At 48.7% G+C, this 16,503-nt stretch carries 16 protein-coding genes; 9 read left to right on the top strand and 7 right to left on the bottom strand.

The genetic code is table 11. The features are described from left to right. Positions 1–67: 67 nt before the first annotated feature. The 8 genes from hisG to hisIE all read left to right on the top strand — a co-directional run bounded on the left by hisG (position 68) and on the right by hisIE (position 7,229). Positions 68–967: an ATP phosphoribosyltransferase gene (hisG, locus tag FDW95_RS06085; RefSeq protein ID WP_096756624.1), complete on the top strand. Its 900-nt coding sequence runs from the start codon at positions 68–70 to the stop codon at positions 965–967. 127 nt (positions 968–1,094) lie between these two features. After that, positions 1,095–2,399 (top strand): histidinol dehydrogenase, encoded by a 1,305-nt coding sequence (hisD, locus tag FDW95_RS06080; RefSeq protein ID WP_115258136.1) that lies wholly within the window; start codon positions 1,095–1,097, stop codon positions 2,397–2,399. Then, positions 2,396–3,475, top strand: coding sequence for a histidinol-phosphate transaminase (hisC, locus tag FDW95_RS06075; RefSeq protein ID WP_115258135.1), 1,080 nt, complete (start codon positions 2,396–2,398; stop codon positions 3,473–3,475). The genes hisD and hisC overlap by 4 nt, the downstream gene beginning before the upstream one ends. Next, positions 3,472–4,539: a bifunctional histidinol-phosphatase/imidazoleglycerol-phosphate dehydratase HisB gene (gene hisB, locus FDW95_RS06070; protein WP_096756621.1), complete on the top strand. Its 1,068-nt coding sequence runs from the start codon at positions 3,472–3,474 to the stop codon at positions 4,537–4,539. Before hisC ends, hisB begins: the two co-directional genes overlap by 4 nt. Then, the gene (gene hisH / locus FDW95_RS06065; protein WP_115258134.1) at positions 4,539–5,129 is read left to right on the top strand and encodes an imidazole glycerol phosphate synthase subunit HisH; all 591 of its coding nucleotides are present in this window, start codon (positions 4,539–4,541) and stop codon (positions 5,127–5,129) included. Before hisB ends, hisH begins: the two co-directional genes overlap by 1 nt. Beyond that, on the top strand, positions 5,129–5,866 hold the full coding sequence (gene hisA / locus FDW95_RS06060) for a 1-(5-phosphoribosyl)-5-[(5-phosphoribosylamino)methylideneamino]imidazole-4-carboxamide isomerase (protein ID WP_115258133.1): 738 nt from the start codon (positions 5,129–5,131) through the stop codon (positions 5,864–5,866). Before hisH ends, hisA begins: the two co-directional genes overlap by 1 nt. Continuing rightward, positions 5,848–6,624: an imidazole glycerol phosphate synthase subunit HisF gene (gene hisF / locus FDW95_RS06055; RefSeq protein ID WP_115258132.1), complete on the top strand. Its 777-nt coding sequence runs from the start codon at positions 5,848–5,850 to the stop codon at positions 6,622–6,624. Before hisA ends, hisF begins: the two co-directional genes overlap by 19 nt. Then, a complete protein-coding gene (hisIE, locus tag FDW95_RS06050) occupies positions 6,618–7,229 on the top strand; it encodes a bifunctional phosphoribosyl-AMP cyclohydrolase/phosphoribosyl-ATP diphosphatase HisIE (RefSeq protein ID WP_115258131.1) in 612 nt (203 codons plus the stop codon). Before hisF ends, hisIE begins: the two co-directional genes overlap by 7 nt. A 65-nt stretch (positions 7,230–7,294) precedes the next feature. Here the strand turns inward: hisIE and wzzB are convergent, their stop codons facing one another. Continuing rightward, the gene (gene wzzB / locus FDW95_RS06045) at positions 7,295–8,278 is read right to left on the bottom strand and encodes an LPS O-antigen chain length determinant protein WzzB (RefSeq protein ID WP_115258130.1); all 984 of its coding nucleotides are present in this window, start codon (positions 8,276–8,278) and stop codon (positions 7,295–7,297) included. Positions 8,279–8,628: 350 nt separating this feature from the next. Between wzzB and FDW95_RS06040 the strand changes: the two genes are divergently transcribed. Next, positions 8,629–9,633, top strand: a complete 1,005-nt coding sequence (locus tag FDW95_RS06040; protein WP_115258129.1) for an NAD-dependent epimerase — start codon at positions 8,629–8,631, stop codon at positions 9,631–9,633. A gap of 62 nt (positions 9,634–9,695) precedes the next feature. Here the strand turns inward: FDW95_RS06040 and ugd are convergent, their stop codons facing one another. From ugd to FDW95_RS06010, 6 genes are all read right to left on the bottom strand, one after another. Then, on the bottom strand, positions 9,696–10,862 hold the full coding sequence (gene ugd, locus FDW95_RS06035; protein ID WP_115258128.1) for a UDP-glucose 6-dehydrogenase: 1,167 nt from the start codon (positions 10,860–10,862) through the stop codon (positions 9,696–9,698). Positions 10,863–11,068: 206 nt separating this feature from the next. Then, a complete protein-coding gene (gene gndA / locus FDW95_RS06030; protein WP_115258127.1) occupies positions 11,069–12,475 on the bottom strand; it encodes an NADP-dependent phosphogluconate dehydrogenase in 1,407 nt (468 codons plus the stop codon). Between the two features lie 150 nt (positions 12,476–12,625). Further along, entirely contained in the window at positions 12,626–13,681 is a 1,056-nt protein-coding gene (locus FDW95_RS06025; protein ID WP_115258126.1) for a DUF1972 domain-containing protein, read from the bottom strand. Positions 13,682–13,685: 4 nt separating this feature from the next. Beyond that, positions 13,686–14,789: a glycosyltransferase gene (locus tag FDW95_RS06020; RefSeq protein WP_115258125.1), complete on the bottom strand. Its 1,104-nt coding sequence runs from the start codon at positions 14,787–14,789 to the stop codon at positions 13,686–13,688. A gap of 4 nt (positions 14,790–14,793) precedes the next feature. Then, positions 14,794–15,462, bottom strand: coding sequence for an acyltransferase (locus tag FDW95_RS06015; protein ID WP_115258124.1), 669 nt, complete (start codon positions 15,460–15,462; stop codon positions 14,794–14,796). 65 nt (positions 15,463–15,527) lie between these two features. Next, positions 15,528–16,481 carry a hypothetical protein gene (locus tag FDW95_RS06010; protein WP_137363439.1) on the bottom strand — a complete coding sequence of 318 codons (954 nt, stop codon included), beginning with the start codon at positions 16,479–16,481 and terminating at the stop codon, positions 15,528–15,530. Positions 16,482–16,503 lie beyond the last annotated feature (22 nt).

Genomic DNA, 16,503 nt, shown 5'->3' with positions numbered 1-16,503 from the left:
TTCTTCCGGGGGCTTTTTTTTGGTGCGTGACCCAGACCGATTCAGACAGGATAACGAGGACAAAAGAATGTTAGACAATACCCGTTTACGCATAGCTATGCAGAAATCAGGCCGCTTAAGCGATGATTCACGCGAATTACTGGCCCGCTGTGGCATTAAAATTAATCTTCACACCCAGCGCCTGATTGCGATGGCAGAGAACATGCCGATTGATATTCTCCGCGTGCGTGATGACGATATTCCGGGTCTGGTGATGGACGGCGTGGTTGACCTCGGCATCATTGGTGAAAACGTTTTAGAAGAAGAGTTGCTCAACCGCCGGGCGCAGGGCGAAGATCCGCGCTACTTTACGCTGCGTCGTCTCGACTTCGGTGGCTGTCGCCTCTCGTTAGCCACCCCGGCGGACGAAGCCTGGGACGGCCCGGCTTCGCTGAACGGTAAACGTGTTGCCACTTCCTACCCGCACCTGCTGAAACGTTATCTCGATCAGAAAGGCGTCACGTTTAAATCCTGCCTGCTAAACGGCTCAGTAGAAGTTGCCCCGCGTGCGGGCCTGGCCGATGCGATTTGCGATCTGGTCTCAACCGGCGCCACGCTGGAAGCCAACGGCCTGCGTGAAGTCGAAGTGATTTACCGCTCCAAAGCCTGCCTGATCCAGCGCGACGGCGAGATGGCGGAAGCCAAGCAGCAGCTGATCGATAAATTACTGACCCGCATTCAGGGCGTGATTCAGGCCCGCGAATCCAAGTACATCATGATGCACGCCCCAACCGAACGTCTGGACGAGGTCATCGCCCTGCTGCCAGGCGCAGAGCGTCCAACTATTCTGCCACTGGCAGGCGATCAGCAGCGCGTGGCCATGCACATGGTCAGCAGCGAAACCCTGTTCTGGGAAACCATGGAAAAACTGAAAGCGCTCGGTGCCAGTTCGATTCTGGTGCTGCCAATTGAGAAGATGATGGAGTGATCTGATGCCTGATGGCGCTTCGCTTATCAGGCCTACAAGAATTGTCACAATCATTGATATTACGGGTCTTGTAGGCCGGATAAGGCAGCACCGCCATCCGGCAACACCCGATAATGGAGTAACGACCATGAGCTTCAATACCCTGATTGACTGGAATACCTGCAGCATCGAACAGCAACGCGAATTGCTGATGCGCCCGGCAATCTCTGCCTCGGACAGCATCACCCGTACCGTCAGCGACATTCTGGATAACGTCAAATCACGCGGTGATGCGGCGCTGCGCGAATACAGCGCCAAATTTGATAAAACCACCGTCAGCGCGCTGAAAGTCAGTGCCGAAGAGATTTCTGCCGCCAGCGCGCGTCTGAGTGAGGACCTCAAGCAGGCGATGGCGGTCGCGGTGAAAAATATTGAAACGTTTCACAACGCGCAAAAACTGCCCGCGGTAGATATTGAAACGCAGCCCGGCGTGCGCTGCCAGCAGGTGACCCGTCCGGTCAGCTCCGTCGGTTTGTATATTCCGGGGGGATCGGCCCCACTCTTCTCAACGGTATTGATGCTTGCCACCCCGGCCCGTATTGCTGGTTGCCAACGCGTGGTGCTGTGCTCGCCACCGCCTATCGCCGACGAAATTTTGTATGCGGCGCAGCTGTGCGGTGTGCAAGAAGTGTTTAACGTCGGTGGCGCCCAGGCAATTGCCGCTCTGGCCTTCGGTAGCGAATCGGTACCCAAAGTCGACAAAATTTTTGGCCCCGGTAATGCCTGGGTAACGGAGGCCAAGCGCCAGGTAAGCCAGCGTCTGGACGGTGCGGCCATTGATATGCCGGCCGGACCTTCCGAAGTACTGGTGATTGCCGACAGCGGCGCGACCCCGGATTTCGTCGCCTCCGATCTGCTCTCGCAGGCCGAGCACGGCCCGGACTCTCAGGTGATCCTGCTGACGCCAGATGCCGGGATAGCCCGCCGCGTGGCTGACGCCGTTGAACGCCAGCTTGCTGAACTACCACGCGCGGAAACAGCGCGTCAGGCGCTGAGCGCCAGCCGTCTGATTGTGACCCGGGATCTGGCGCAGTGCATCGCCATTTCTAACCAGTACGGCCCAGAGCACCTGATCATTCAGACCCGTAACGCCCGTGAACTGGTCGATGACATCACCAGCGCCGGCTCCGTGTTTCTCGGTGACTGGTCACCGGAATCCGCCGGTGATTATGCCTCAGGCACAAACCACGTGCTACCGACCTACGGTTACACCGCGACCTGTTCAAGCCTCGGGCTGGCAGACTTCCAAAAGCGGATGACCGTCCAGGAACTGTCGCCACAAGGTTTCTCAGCTCTCGCCTCAACCATCGAAACGCTGGCCGCCGCGGAGCGACTGACCGCCCACAAAAATGCCGTCACCCTGCGTGTTAACGCCCTCAAGGAGCAAGCATGAGCACTGACAACATTCTTAGCGTCACCGATTTAGCCCGTAAAAATGTCCGCGAACTGACGCCCTATAAGTCTGCCCGTCGTCTGGGCGGTAATGGCGACGTCTGGCTGAATGCCAACGAGTTCCCGACGGCCGTTGAGTTTCAGCTCAGCCAGCAGACGCTTAACCGTTACCCGGAATGTCAGCCAAAAGCGGTGATTGAGAATTACGCACAGTACGCGGGCGTTAAACCGGAGCAGGTGTTGGTTAGCCGAGGGGCAGATGAAGGTATCGAACTGTTGGTACGCGCGTTTTGTGAACCCGGCCAGGATGCCATTCTTTACTGCCCGCCGACCTACGGCATGTACAGCGTCAGCGCTGAGACCATCGGCGTGGAATGCCGCACCGTGCCTACGCTTGCCGACTGGCAGCTCGATCTCCAGGGCATTGCCGACAAGCTTGATGGCGTGAAGGTGGTTTACGTTTGCAGCCCTAACAATCCGACCGGCCAGTTGATTAACCCACAAGATCTACGCTCGCTGCTTGAAATGACCCAAGGTAAAGCCATTGTGGTCGCCGATGAAGCGTACATTGAGTTCTGTCCGCAGGCGACGCTGGCCGGCTGGTTAACGGAATATCCACACCTGGTGGTTCTGCGTACCCTTTCCAAGGCGTTTGCGCTGGCAGGGTTGCGCTGCGGATTTACGCTGGCCAATGAAGAGGTGATTAACCTGCTGTTGAAAGTGATCGCCCCCTACCCGCTGTCGACGCCGGTAGCCGATATCGCCGCCCAGGCGCTGACGCCACAAGGCATTGCCGCCATGCGTGAACGCGTAGCGCAGATCCTACAAGAACGTCAGTATCTGGTGGATGCACTGAAAACCATTCCGTGCGTGGAGCAGGTTTTCACCTCTGAAACCAACTATATTCTGGCCCGCTTTACCGCTTCCAGTTCTGTGTTTAAATCTTTGTGGGATCAGGGCATTATCTTACGAGACCAGAACAAACAACCTTCATTAAGCGGCTGCCTGCGGATCACCGTCGGCACCCGTGAAGAAAGCCAGCGCGTCATTGACGCTTTACGTGCGGAGCAAATATGAGCCAGAAGTATCTTTTTATTGACCGTGATGGAACCCTGATTTCAGAACCGCCAAGTGACTTTCAGGTTGATCGCTTTGACAAACTGGCCTTTGAGCCGGAGGTTGTCCCTGCCCTGCTCAAGCTGCAAAAAGCCGGTTATAAACTGGTGATGATCACCAACCAGGATGGACTGGGAACGCAAAGCTTCCCGCAGGCTGAGTTTGACGGGCCGCATAACCTGATGATGCAGATTTTCACCTCGCAGGGCGTGGTGTTTGATGAGGTGCTGATCTGCCCGCACCTGCCAGCAGACGAATGCGACTGCCGTAAACCAAAAGTGAAGCTGGTCGAACAGTATCTGGCTGAACAGGCGCTGGATACCGCGAACAGCTACGTGATTGGCGACCGCGCAACCGACATTCAGCTGGCTGAAAACATGGGTATCGGCGGGTTACGCTACCACCGTGACACCCTGAACTGGTCGATGATTAGCGAACAGCTGACCAAACGCGACCGCTACGCCCACGTTGAGCGTAATACCAAAGAAACGCAGATTGACGTCAAAGTGTGGCTGGACCGCGAGGGCCGCAGCAAAATTAATACCGGCGTCGGCTTCTTTGACCACATGCTGGATCAAATCTCGACCCACGGCGGTTTTCGCATGGAAATCACCGTCAAGGGCGACTTGTATATTGACGATCACCACACCGTAGAAGATACCGGTCTGGCGCTGGGCGAAGCGTTAAAACTGGCGTTGGGTGACAAGCGTGGCATCAACCGCTTCGGGTTTGTGCTGCCAATGGACGAATGCCTGGCCCGCTGCGCGCTGGATATCTCCGGACGTCCGCACCTGGAATACCGGGCTGAATTCACCTATCAGCGCGTTGGCGATCTGAGCACCGAGATGATCGAGCACTTTTTCCGTTCGCTCTCTTACACCATGGGCGTGACGCTGCACCTGAAGACCAAGGGCAAAAACGATCACCACCGTGTGGAAAGCCTGTTCAAGGCCTTTGGCCGCACGCTGCGCCAGGCGATTCGCGTTGAGGGCGATACTCTTCCCTCTTCAAAAGGAGTGCTGTGATGAACGTGGTGATCCTCGACACCGGCTGCGCCAACCTCAACTCGGTGAAATCTGCCGTGGCGCGTCACGGTTATGACCCCATCGTCAGCCGCGACGCCGATGTGGTACTGCGCGCCGATAAGCTTTTTCTGCCCGGCGTCGGGACCGCGCAAGCGGCGATGGATCAGCTACGTGAACGCGAACTGATTGAGCTGATCAAAGCCTGTACCCAACCGGTTCTGGGGATTTGTTTAGGCATGCAACTGCTCGGTCGGCGCAGTGAAGAGAGCAATGGCGTTGACCTGCTGGGTATTATTGAGCAGAACGTACCTAAGATGACCGACTTTGGTCTGCCGCTGCCGCATATGGGCTGGAACCGGGTGTATCCGCAGGCGGGAAATCGCCTGTTCCGCGGCATTGACGATGGCGCATATTTTTATTTTGTTCACAGCTACGCAATGCCGGTCAATCCCTCGACCATTGCCCAGTGCCATTACGGTGAACCGTTCACTGCAGCGGTACAAAAAGACAATTTCTTCGGCGTACAGTTTCACCCTGAGCGCTCGGGTGCCGCTGGGGCGCTGTTGCTGAAAAATTTTCTGGAGATGTGATGATTATTCCGGCATTAGATTTAATCGATGGCACAGTTGTGCGTCTCCACCAGGGCGATTACGCCACCCAGCGTGATTACGGCAACGATCCCCTGCCGCGCTTGCAGGATTACGCCGCACAAGGTGCACAGGTTCTGCACCTGGTAGATTTAACCGGCGCGAAAGATCCGCTCAAGCGTCAGATCCCGCTGATTAAAACGCTGGTCGCCGGTGTCAACGTACCGGTGCAGGTTGGCGGCGGTGTGCGCACAGAAGAGGACGTTGCGGCCCTGCTTGCAGCCGGCGTGGCGCGCGTTGTGGTTGGCTCGACGGCGGTAAAATCACCTGAAGTCGTCAAAGGCTGGTTCGAGCGTTTCGGTGCAGATGCACTGGTGCTGGCGCTGGATGTGCGTATTGACAAACAAGGCAACAAGCAGGTCGCGGTCAGCGGCTGGCAGGAAGACTCCGGCGTTTCGCTGGAAGAACTGGTGGAAACCTACCTGCCCGTTGGCCTGAAGCATGTGCTGTGCACCGATATCTCCCGCGACGGCACGCTGGCAGGCTCTAACGTATCGCTTTATGAAGAAGTCTGCGCTAAATATCCGCAGGTGGCCTTTCAGTCATCCGGTGGTATTGGTGATATCGACGACGTTGCCGCCCTGCGCGGAACCGGCGTGCGCGGCGTGATCGTCGGACGCGCGCTGCTGGAAGGTAAATTCACCGTTGAGGAGGCCATTCAATGCTGGCAAAACGCATAATTCCGTGTCTGGACGTTCGCGATGGTCAGGTAGTGAAAGGCGTCCAGTTTCGTAATCACGAGGTCATCGGTGACATCGTCCCGCTGGCGAAACGCTATGCCGACGAGGGTGCAGATGAGCTGGTGTTCTACGATATCACCGCCTCCAGCGATGGACGTGTAGTCGATAAGAGCTGGGTATCGCGCGTAGCAGAAGTGATCGACATCCCGTTCTGCGTGGCGGGCGGGATTAAGTCAGTGGACGATGCCGCGAAAATACTGACCTTCGGCGCTGATAAAATTTCTGTCAACTCCCCTGCGCTGGCTGACCCGTCGCTGATTACCCGCCTGGCCGAGCGCTTTGGCGTGCAGTGCATCGTGGTTGGGATCGATACCTGGCATGACGCCGAAACCGGGATGTATCACGTTAATCAATACACTGGCGATGAAAGCCGAACCCGCGTCACCCAGTGGGAAACCCTCGACTGGGTTCAAGAGGTGCAAAAACTCGGCGCAGGTGAAATCGTCCTCAATATGATGAACCAGGACGGCGTGCGTAATGGCTACGATCTCGAACAGCTGAAAAAAGTACGTGAAGTATGCCACGTTCCGCTGATCGCCTCCGGCGGCGCAGGAACCATGGAACACTTCCTTGCTGCCTTCCAGGATGCGGATGTCGATGGCGCGCTCGCCGCTTCAGTGTTCCACAAGCAGATTATTAATATTGGTGAATTAAAAACGTACCTGGCAACGCAGGGCGTGGAGATCAGGATATGTTAACGAAGCAACAATGCCGCGAACTGGACTGGGAAAAAACCGACGGACTGATGCCGGTCGTGGTCCAGCATGCGGTCTCCGGCGAAGTATTGATGCTGGGTTATATGAACCTTGAAGCACTGGACAAAACGCTTGAAAGCGGCAAAGTGACCTTTTTCTCGCGCACCAAACAGCGCCTGTGGACCAAGGGCGAAACCTCCGGCAACTTCCTCAATGTGGTCAGCATTACGCCCGATTGCGATAACGACACGTTGCTGGTGCTGGTGAACCCGATTGGGCCCACCTGCCATAAAGGAACCAGCAGCTGTTTTGGCGAGGCCAGCCACCAGTGGCTGTTCCTGTATCAGCTTGAACAGCTACTTGCTGAGCGTAAAACGGCGGACCCGGAGAGTTCCTACACGGCTAAGCTGTATGCCAGCGGTACTAAACGCATCGCCCAGAAAGTCGGTGAAGAAGGCGTGGAGGCCGCGCTGGCCGCAACGGTACATGACCGTTTCGAACTGACCAATGAGGCATCCGATCTGATGTACCACCTGCTGGTACTGTTGCAGGATCAGGATCTCGATCTGACCACGGTAATAGAGAATTTGCGTCAGCGGCATCAGTAAACTTCGGGCGTAAAAAAACCGGGCGATACCCGGTTTTTTGTTTTTTAGCTCGGCGTCATACTGACTTACTGCGCTTTTGCTTTGTAGCCCCGTAAAGCATTGCGCCCCAGCACCACGCCCGCGCCAATCATTCCACCGAGCAGTACCGCCAGCACCAGCGTAATGGCTTTCTTCGGGCTGTCGCGACGGATCGGTAAGGTCGGTTTCATTACATAGCGGTATGCGTGCACACTACCCGGTTCCACTTTCAACGCCTGAACAGACAGCAGATTTTGACGCGTCTGATAGTATTGGTCAGAGAACGTTAACGGGCGAGTCGCTTCGTTCTTCACCATGGAAGAAAGCGCCTCACTGCCCAGCATAAACATGGTGTCCTGAGAAACCTGATCGGCCTGCTGGACCTGTGGCAACTTAATATTGGACTGTTCCGCCACCTTGAGCGCCTGAGTCATCTGCGCAATGCGCAATGCTTTTTGCTCTTCCGCCACCGTTTCTTGCGCTTCAAGCGACTTTTGCAAATCTGCGACTCGGTTTTTCACGCTCATGGACAGGTCAGCATTCAACTCCTTCGCCACACTTTCATCGACCTGCTGAATATATTGCGCCAGCGTTTTTTGTGCTTCCTCAGCAGTACGGCTGGTGTAGGAAACCTTTAACGGTAATGTCTGACCTTTCACCGCTTCATCAATAGTCAGTTTTTCCGGCATATCCTGGTTATCCAGCGTTTCCGCTAATGCAGAGAATGCTGAGCTAAAACGACCAATAAACCCCGTCTGCACATCGGTGACTTTGGGCGCATTGTCGCCAAACAATACACTCATGGCATTATTGTAGCTGGCTAGCTGACCTACATCTGGCTGAGTCACAATCGCCGTCGAGGTCCATTTCTCTTTCGCTACCGCCAGATAGCCCACAGCAAGGAGGATAGCAACAACAACACAGACAACAATCGTCATTTTGCCGCGCCACAACTGCATCACTAAATCAATTAAATCAATCTGTTCCGGATCGTTACTGCGCCCGGATACGTTGTTATCACCGACAGACATAATTACCCTAAATGAGGAAAGACTTAACGCCAATAGTTTAGCCATAAATTCAGGTAATGCCATAGGATTACTGATAAAAAATACAGATTATTTAAGTGATATTGATTGGTATTTTAATCACTACTTAAAAAGTTAAGCGGGCAATCATCGCAGTCAACAATGAAAATCTGACTGGCGCGACTATTCATGCCATCCTATCAATTCACGCTGTGAATAAAAATGACGTAACCAGAAAAACCGAACAGGGTAATAACAGATAACGATTATCTTTTTTATCGTCAAACGGTATGATTCTCCCTTTCTGGCGCCTGATGGCGCCTGGCAACAATAAAGCCAGACAGAGGTACAACATGAAATACCTGGTTACGGGTGCCGCCGGTTTTATCGGCTTCCACGTTAGCAAACGCTTGCTGGACGCTGGCCACCAGGTGGTCGGTATGGATAATCTCAACGATTACTACGATGTCAGCCTTAAGCAGGCGCGCCTGGCGTTGCTGGTACACCCCGGATTCCATTTTCATAAGCTTGCTTTAGCTGACCGGGAAAGCATGGCCGCACTTTTCGCGGACGAGCGCTTTGATCGCGTAATCCATCTCGCCGCACAGGCGGGCGTTCGATACTCAATCGACAATCCACATGCTTACGCAGACTCCAATCTGACCGGCTTTTTGAACGTACTGGAAGGGTGTCGGCATAACCAAATCCAACACCTGCTCTATGCCTCCTCCAGCTCGGTCTACGGCCTGAATCGCAAAATGCCTTTCTCAACGGATGATTCCGTTGATCACCCCGTATCCTTATATGCGGCAACCAAAAAAGCTAACGAACTGATGGCGCATACCTACTCTCATTTATATGGCCTGCCGACCACGGGGTTGCGTTTCTTCACCGTGTACGGCCCGTGGGGTCGCCCGGATATGGCGCTGTTTAAGTTCACCAAAGCGATGCTGGAAGGGAAAAGCATCGACGTCTATAACTTTGGTAAAATGAAGCGTGACTTTACCTATATTGATGATATCGCCGAGGCGATTGTTCGCCTGCAGGACATTATTCCGCAGACCGACGCACAATGGACCGTTGAAACCGGTACTCCAGCTACCAGTATTGCCCCCTATCGCGTCTACAATATTGGCAATAGTGCCCCGGTTGAGTTGATGGATTACATCAAAGCACTGGAAGAAGCGCTAGGCATTGAAGCCACTAAAAATATGTTGCCTCTGCAACCTGGAGACGTGCTGGAAACCAGCGCAGATACTCAAGCGCTGTACGACGTGATTGGCTTTAAACCCGAAACAACCGTTAAAGATGGTGTAAAAAACTTTGTGGACTGGTATCGCGATTTCTACGCGGTATAAATTCATTCGTTCTGAAATATAAAAGAGGCCTTTTAAACGGCCTCTTTTATTCGCGATATAGGTTAGTCATTACCAAACAGATCGCGGGTGTACACCTTATCGGCGACATCACTTAGTTCCGGCGTCATACGGTTAGAAATGATAATATCCGCTTCATTTTTAAACACGTTTAAATCACGTACCACGCGCGAATGGAAAAATTCATCCTCTTTCATTACCGGTTCAAAAATAATCACCGGCACGCCTTTGGCTTTAATCCGCTTCATGATCCCCTGAATGGACGATGCGCGGAAGTTATCAGAACCACTTTTCATGATTAAGCGATAAACCCCCACCACCTTCGGCTTGCGTGCAAGGATGGAGTCGGCAATAAAGTCTTTGCGCGTGCGGTTGGCATCCACAATAGCAGAGATAAGATTATTGGGAACCGACTGGTAGTTTGCCAGCAACTGTTTGGTGTCTTTCGGCAGGCAATAGCCGCCATAACCAAATGAGGGGTTGTTATAGTGATTACCAATACGCGGATCCAGACAGACGCCTTCGATGATTTGGCGGGTATCCAGACCTAAACTCTCAGCATAACTGTCAAGCTCGTTAAAGTACGCCACGCGCATGGCAAGATAGGTATTGGCAAACAGTTTAATGGCTTCGGCTTCGGTTGAGTCGGTAAATAATGTGGGAATGTCTTGCTTGATGGCACCTTCCTGCAACAATGCCGCAAATCGTTCAGCACGCGCGGAACGTTCGCCAATCACAATACGTGAAGGATGGAGATTGTCATAAAGCGCCTTTCCTTCCCGCAGAAACTCCGGTGAGAAAATAATATTTTCCGTGCCAAGACGTTCTTTAATCGACTGGGTAAAACCAACCGGAATAGTTGATTTTATAATCATTACCGCCTGCGGATTTATTTCCAGTACATCACGGATGATTGACTCCACGCTGGACGTATTGAAGTAGTTGGTTTTAGGATCGTAATCGGTTGGCGTGGCAATAATGACGTAGTCAGCATTGCGATAAGCCTCTTGCTTGTCGGTGGTTGCGCGGAAGTTGAGATCTTTTGTGGCCAGATACTCTTCAATTTCTTTATCAGCAATCGGTGACTGTTTCTGATTCAGCATGTCCACTTTGGATTGCACAATATCCAGCGCAACCACTTCGTGGTGCTGGGCAATCAGAATACCGTTCGATAGCCCCACATAACCTGTACCTGAAATCGTTATTTTCATTAGCTCTAACTTCTTCTGGTTAAACATTAAAGAGTGAACAATTCACCATCGTTAGACCCAACGTTGTCGTATCGGATCAGCATAGGTGCATTATATCGCTATTTAGCACAGCTACGCCTATCAGACCTGACCGAATGCCGTTTTTTGCCCATAAAAAAGCCCGGAGGAGCGCTCCGGGCCTACATTTTCGTCAGGGCTAAATCAGATTAATCCAGCCATTCCGTATGGAACACGCCTTCTTTATCTGTGCGCTTATAGGTGTGCGCACCGAAGTAGTCACGCTGCGCCTGGATCAGGTTAGCAGGCAGAACTTCTGCACGATAGCTGTCGTAATAGGCAACCGCCGCGGAGAAGGTAGGAACCGGAATACCGTTCTGCACGGCATACGCCACCACATCACGCAGCGACTGCTGATATTCATCAGCGATGTTCTTGAAGTACGGATCAAGCAGCAGGTTAGCAATACCGGAATTTTTAGCGTAAGCATCGGTGATCTTCTGCAGGAACTGCGCACGAATGATGCAGCCCGCACGGAAGATCTTGGCAATCTCACCGTAGTTCAGATCCCAGTTGTGTTCGTCAGAAGCGGCGCGCAGCTGAGAGAAGCCCTGGGCGTAAGACACAATTTTACCCAGATACAGCGCGCGACGCACTTTCTCGATAAATTCGGCTTTATCACCCGCTAGCTGAGCTTTAGGTCCGGTCAGGACTTTAGAGGCCGCAACACGCTGCTCTTTCAGAGAAGAGATGTAGCGAGCGAATACGGATTCAGTAATCAGCGACAGCGGCTCACCGAGATCCAGGGAACTCTGGCTGGTCCACTTACCGGTACCTTTGTTAGCGGCTTCATCCAGAATGACGTCAACCAGGTATTTACCTTCTTCATCTTTTTTGGTGAAGATGTCTTTGGTGATGTCGATCAGATAGCTGCTCAGTTCACCATTGTTCCATTCGGTGAAAGTGCTTGCCAGCTCTTCGTTAGACAGGTTCAAACCACCTTTCAGCAAGGAGTAGGCTTCAGCAATTAGCTGCATATCGCCATACTCGATACCGTTGTGAACCATCTTCACGTAGTGACCTGCACCATCCGCACCGATGTACGTTACGCACGGCTCACCGTCTTCGGCGACAGCAGCAATCTTAGTCAGAATTGGCGCAACCAGTTCGTAAGCTTCTTTCTGGCCACCAGGCATGATAGAAGGCCCTTTCAGCGCGCCCTCTTCACCACCGGAAACACCGGTACCGATGAAGTTAAAACCTTCTGCGGACAGTTCACGGTTACGACGGATAGTGTCCTGGAAGAAGGTATTACCGCCATCAATGATGATGTCGCCTTTATCCAAGTACGGCTTCAGGGAATCGATGGCAGCGTCGGTGCCTGCGCCAGCTTTCACCATTAACAGGATACGACGTGGGGTCTCAAGAGACTCAACGAACTCTTTCACCGTGTAATAAGGAACCAGTTTCTTACCCGGGTTCTCGGCAACAACTTCTTCAGTTTTTTCGCGGGAGCGATTGAAGATGGAGACGGTATAACCGCAGCTTTCGATGTTGAGGGCCAGGTTGCGCCCCATCACTGCCATACCGACGACGCCGATCTGTTGCTTGGACATTACATACTCCTGTCTGGTGTGGTCACCGCGATATGTGCGCGGTTTGAATGTGGCTTAGATATTAACGCAATCCAAAGAGAATTGAAAAAAATGATATCGATAGGATGTTGTGGTTATATCAAACATTTGAAATATTTACAATGTGGCTGTCTATTCAAAGAAAATACGTTCATAGGCAGACGAAATATCTTTCCAGCAATATTTATCTTTCGCTAAGGCATGCATATTTGTAGCACATTGACTCAATTGGTCGAAAGAATCGTCGACATGAATAAGTTGACTATGTAAATCAATGGCATCTTTAAAGTAGAAACAGCGATTATCTGTAGAATAACGGTTAAATGAACAATCAAACGCAAATATAGGTTTGGCGAAATGCATGATTTCGACCAAGGAAGGATTTGTCCCGCCGGCAGAATGACCATGTATATAACAGTAGCAATTAGCTCGCAATTCAAAAAGCTTATCCAACTCATAGATTGGATTAATCATTTCAATATTATCGAAATCTGCATATTTTTCATACAACTCTTTTCCATATTGGTTGGCTTGCCAATTACCTACAAATTTTAATGGCAAGGACGTTCTGGAAAATGCAGAAAGAATCATTTCGATATTATTTTCGGGCTCAATACGACAGATGGTTAGAAAATATTCATCTTTACCACCTATAGAGTCGGACAGAAGTACATGATCACCGCCATAAGCAATTGTTTTTGCATCAATGCCATACTCTTCTCGAACATAATTTGTGATTTGTTCATTATCAGCAATAACAACATCAGAATACTTAACTGCCATTTTCTCTGAGAACTTCAAAAACATCCGAATAAAACCTGACCACTTATCTCTTTTCCACTCAAGGCCATCAATGTTGGTAACAATCTTGGCATTAGTGAACATTCTCAGAATCGGAAGAAATATACACCCAGAAACACCCAGTATAAGAATTACATCAAATTTTCGTGATTTGAATAGTGAAATAATATCATATGGAATACTTTGGCTGCCATTGGCATTGAGAGGTATGTATTCCAGTATCGCTTTATTATACTGACTTTTTTTATCAGTATACATTTTTTCAGAGCAATAGACTGTATAAGCACACTCGGCAGAGGAGTACTTTGTTAAATTTTCAGCAAGGGTTTCGAATCCACCGTAACAGGCGGGAATACCAGCAGTACCAATTATTGCTATTGTTTTCATGTGATTAAATTTTTTCAAAAAAACTGTGCAGTGAATTTTTATAATGATCCAAGGAGTAGATTTTACTGTGCATCATTGAATTATTGGCATACAGCATATATTCATCTTCATTACTAAAAAGATAATTAATCTTCATCAATATAGCATCATGCTCATCATGGTTTATGCAAAAACCACATCCCTCCCTTATAATTTCGAGCGGACCGCCAGCCTCAGGACCTATTGGCACGAGTCCATTTGACATTCCTTCAGCAAGGGTGAGCCCAAAAGTTTCAATCCATTTATTTGGATTTGAAAGATTCAGAACAATACCTGAATCAAAATATATTTCTTTAAGATTATCAGGCCGATTGAATAGCCGTATATTATGAGGCAAAGGTACTTGCTGTTTGAATTTTATAAAATCATCAACTGTGCAATTAAGGACCAAATTAAAAATCAATCCATCATTAGCTGCACTTGAGTTGCTCGCAATTTTTATATAATCATTAATGCCTTTATAAGGAACTAATGAAGACAGAAAAACGACATTCTTACTGTTATATTTATGTTTTAAATCTATAACATCATTTATTAACAGCGGACTCACGGGGTTATAAATAACCGTTTTCTGTGTAACCTGAGGAAAATCCTCTACATCCCTCAAAAACTTCGAAACATAAATAATCTCTGCAGCAAACTTAGAGATAAAAAACCTAAGAGTTTTCTTTAATAGTGCAGGCTTTATTGATGTTTCGTGTAAGTATACAACCACCTTTCTCCGGAATAAACCAGCAGCAATTAATGCGCCAAAAGGTAACATTGTATTAATCACAACCGTTGATTTAATTCTTTTAATTTTATCTCTTAGAAGGAGGTTAAATAAAATAAAAAAAATAACTACATTTGCATACAGAAATAATAATAATTTACTGAGTGTAGCCTTCCCAACTTTATAATAAAAGAAAATGCTTTTTACACCATTCACTTTAGACAGTATCCCATTGCTATCGCTAGTGATTAATACTTTGTTTCCATCAACAGCATTGATCATTTCGCTTAATACTCTAGGGCTACCGCTATAATCATCGTAGAGATGTATAAAATATGTTTTTGATTTGTTGTTCATTGCTTTATATCTCCCTAACTAACTTAGCCGGCACGCCAGCAATTAACGAGTTAGGAGGAAATGATTTATTCACTATAGAACCTGCAGCGATGACTGAGCCAGAACCGATTGTGACGTTACTTAGGATGGTGACGTTACAGCCAATCCACACATTATCTTCTATTGTAATAGCTCCAATACTAACGCCCTGATGCTTAATTGGAATGTTACGATCTGAAAAAACATGATTCTCTGCTATCATAGTTAGATTGGGACCAGCAATAACATCTTCCCCAATCTTTATAAAACCAGAGCACCCAATAAAAGAATTAATACCAATTGCTGAGTTCTTTCCCAGCACCAATCCCTCACCCTTATTTCCGCCATAAAAACCTGAGGGTCTTATGCTTGTGCCCGACCCGATAGTGCATCCATTATTGATGACTATACCCTTCACAGAATCCGCATGAATTACTGCATTTGATTCTATTTTAACCATCTTGCCAATAATTAAATTACTTCTGTTTCCAACAATTTGAACATTTTTTGAAAAAAACAATGGATAACAATATCTCCCTTTCGAAAAAATGGTTTTCAAAAAACCTCGAATAAACATAATAAAAACTCGCAATAGAATTCTTAGATTATAGGCTTCATCATTATACGATAGTGTGCTAAGTAGGTTACGGAGCATTATACTTCATCCTTAACTTGAAAACATAAGAGGTCGACAGCGAAAAAAATAGCATTATCGTCACACTAATAATTCGGGTTAAATCGTAAACTTTTATGGTTTGTGAAAGCCAAAAACATTGCAAAGAGCAAGGGGAATATTATATGGACGAATTCGTGAGTCATATTTTGAACTATGAAAAAATAACAGATGGCGTATATCGATAAGATATACATCTTATTTTTGATAAGGTTCATAACTAGATATAGGGCACTACCAATATAAGCTAACAGCCCAAAAACACCAAAATATTTAAGAATCGACAGGAAACCATTTTCGACGTATGAAACATGGATAAAATATTGAGGAAGATAGAAACTGAACGATTTAAAATTCCCAAATATAACACCGGATACAGATGTTATATCGATTGTACTGATAACGCCTTTGATAAGTAAAAGTCTGCTATCTAGTGTTGCGGCATTCATAAAATTGTTTGTGTTATCGATTGACAACATCAATATCACTAATATTGTGGACATTAAAACTAGGAGAAGAATCTTATGTCGGACCAGCTTAATCATGCATAAACCAGCAAGAATACAAAGGACAAGAATATTCACTCGATTAAGGCTGAGGAGTAAACTCGTCATACTCATTACCAACACGACCTGATTACGTCTGGATTTTATACCGAGCATTACAGATAGAACGATAAGCAACACACTTATGCTTGCTAATATCTGCGGTGTCGAATAAAGCCCTCTTAATGCATAAAAACCAGCAATTCCTTTTGCCTGCCCTGCATCAACGAGCATTATGAAATTATTGCTCATATACCCCCAAAGTCCAAAAAGCAGGGATAATGCCACTTGTAGCGATAAGCTGGTATAAATGATGCTTATATCCTTACCTTTCTTTAAATCTAAGCTGCATAACAATATTAGCTGTAAAGAAAAATTAAAGGCTGTTAAATCCATCTCTGAAAAAGACCCCAAACGCAGGGTGTTAATTAACAGAAAGAATGTAATACTAAACATGAAAAAATATCTAATAAGTGAT

It is taken from the genome of Citrobacter sp. wls718 (assembly GCF_005280945.1).
Lineage (GTDB): Bacteria > Pseudomonadota > Gammaproteobacteria > Enterobacterales > Enterobacteriaceae > Citrobacter > Citrobacter gillenii.
The sequence above is the reverse complement of the archived record's forward strand: the minus strand, read 5'-3'. Positions and strand labels throughout refer to the sequence as shown.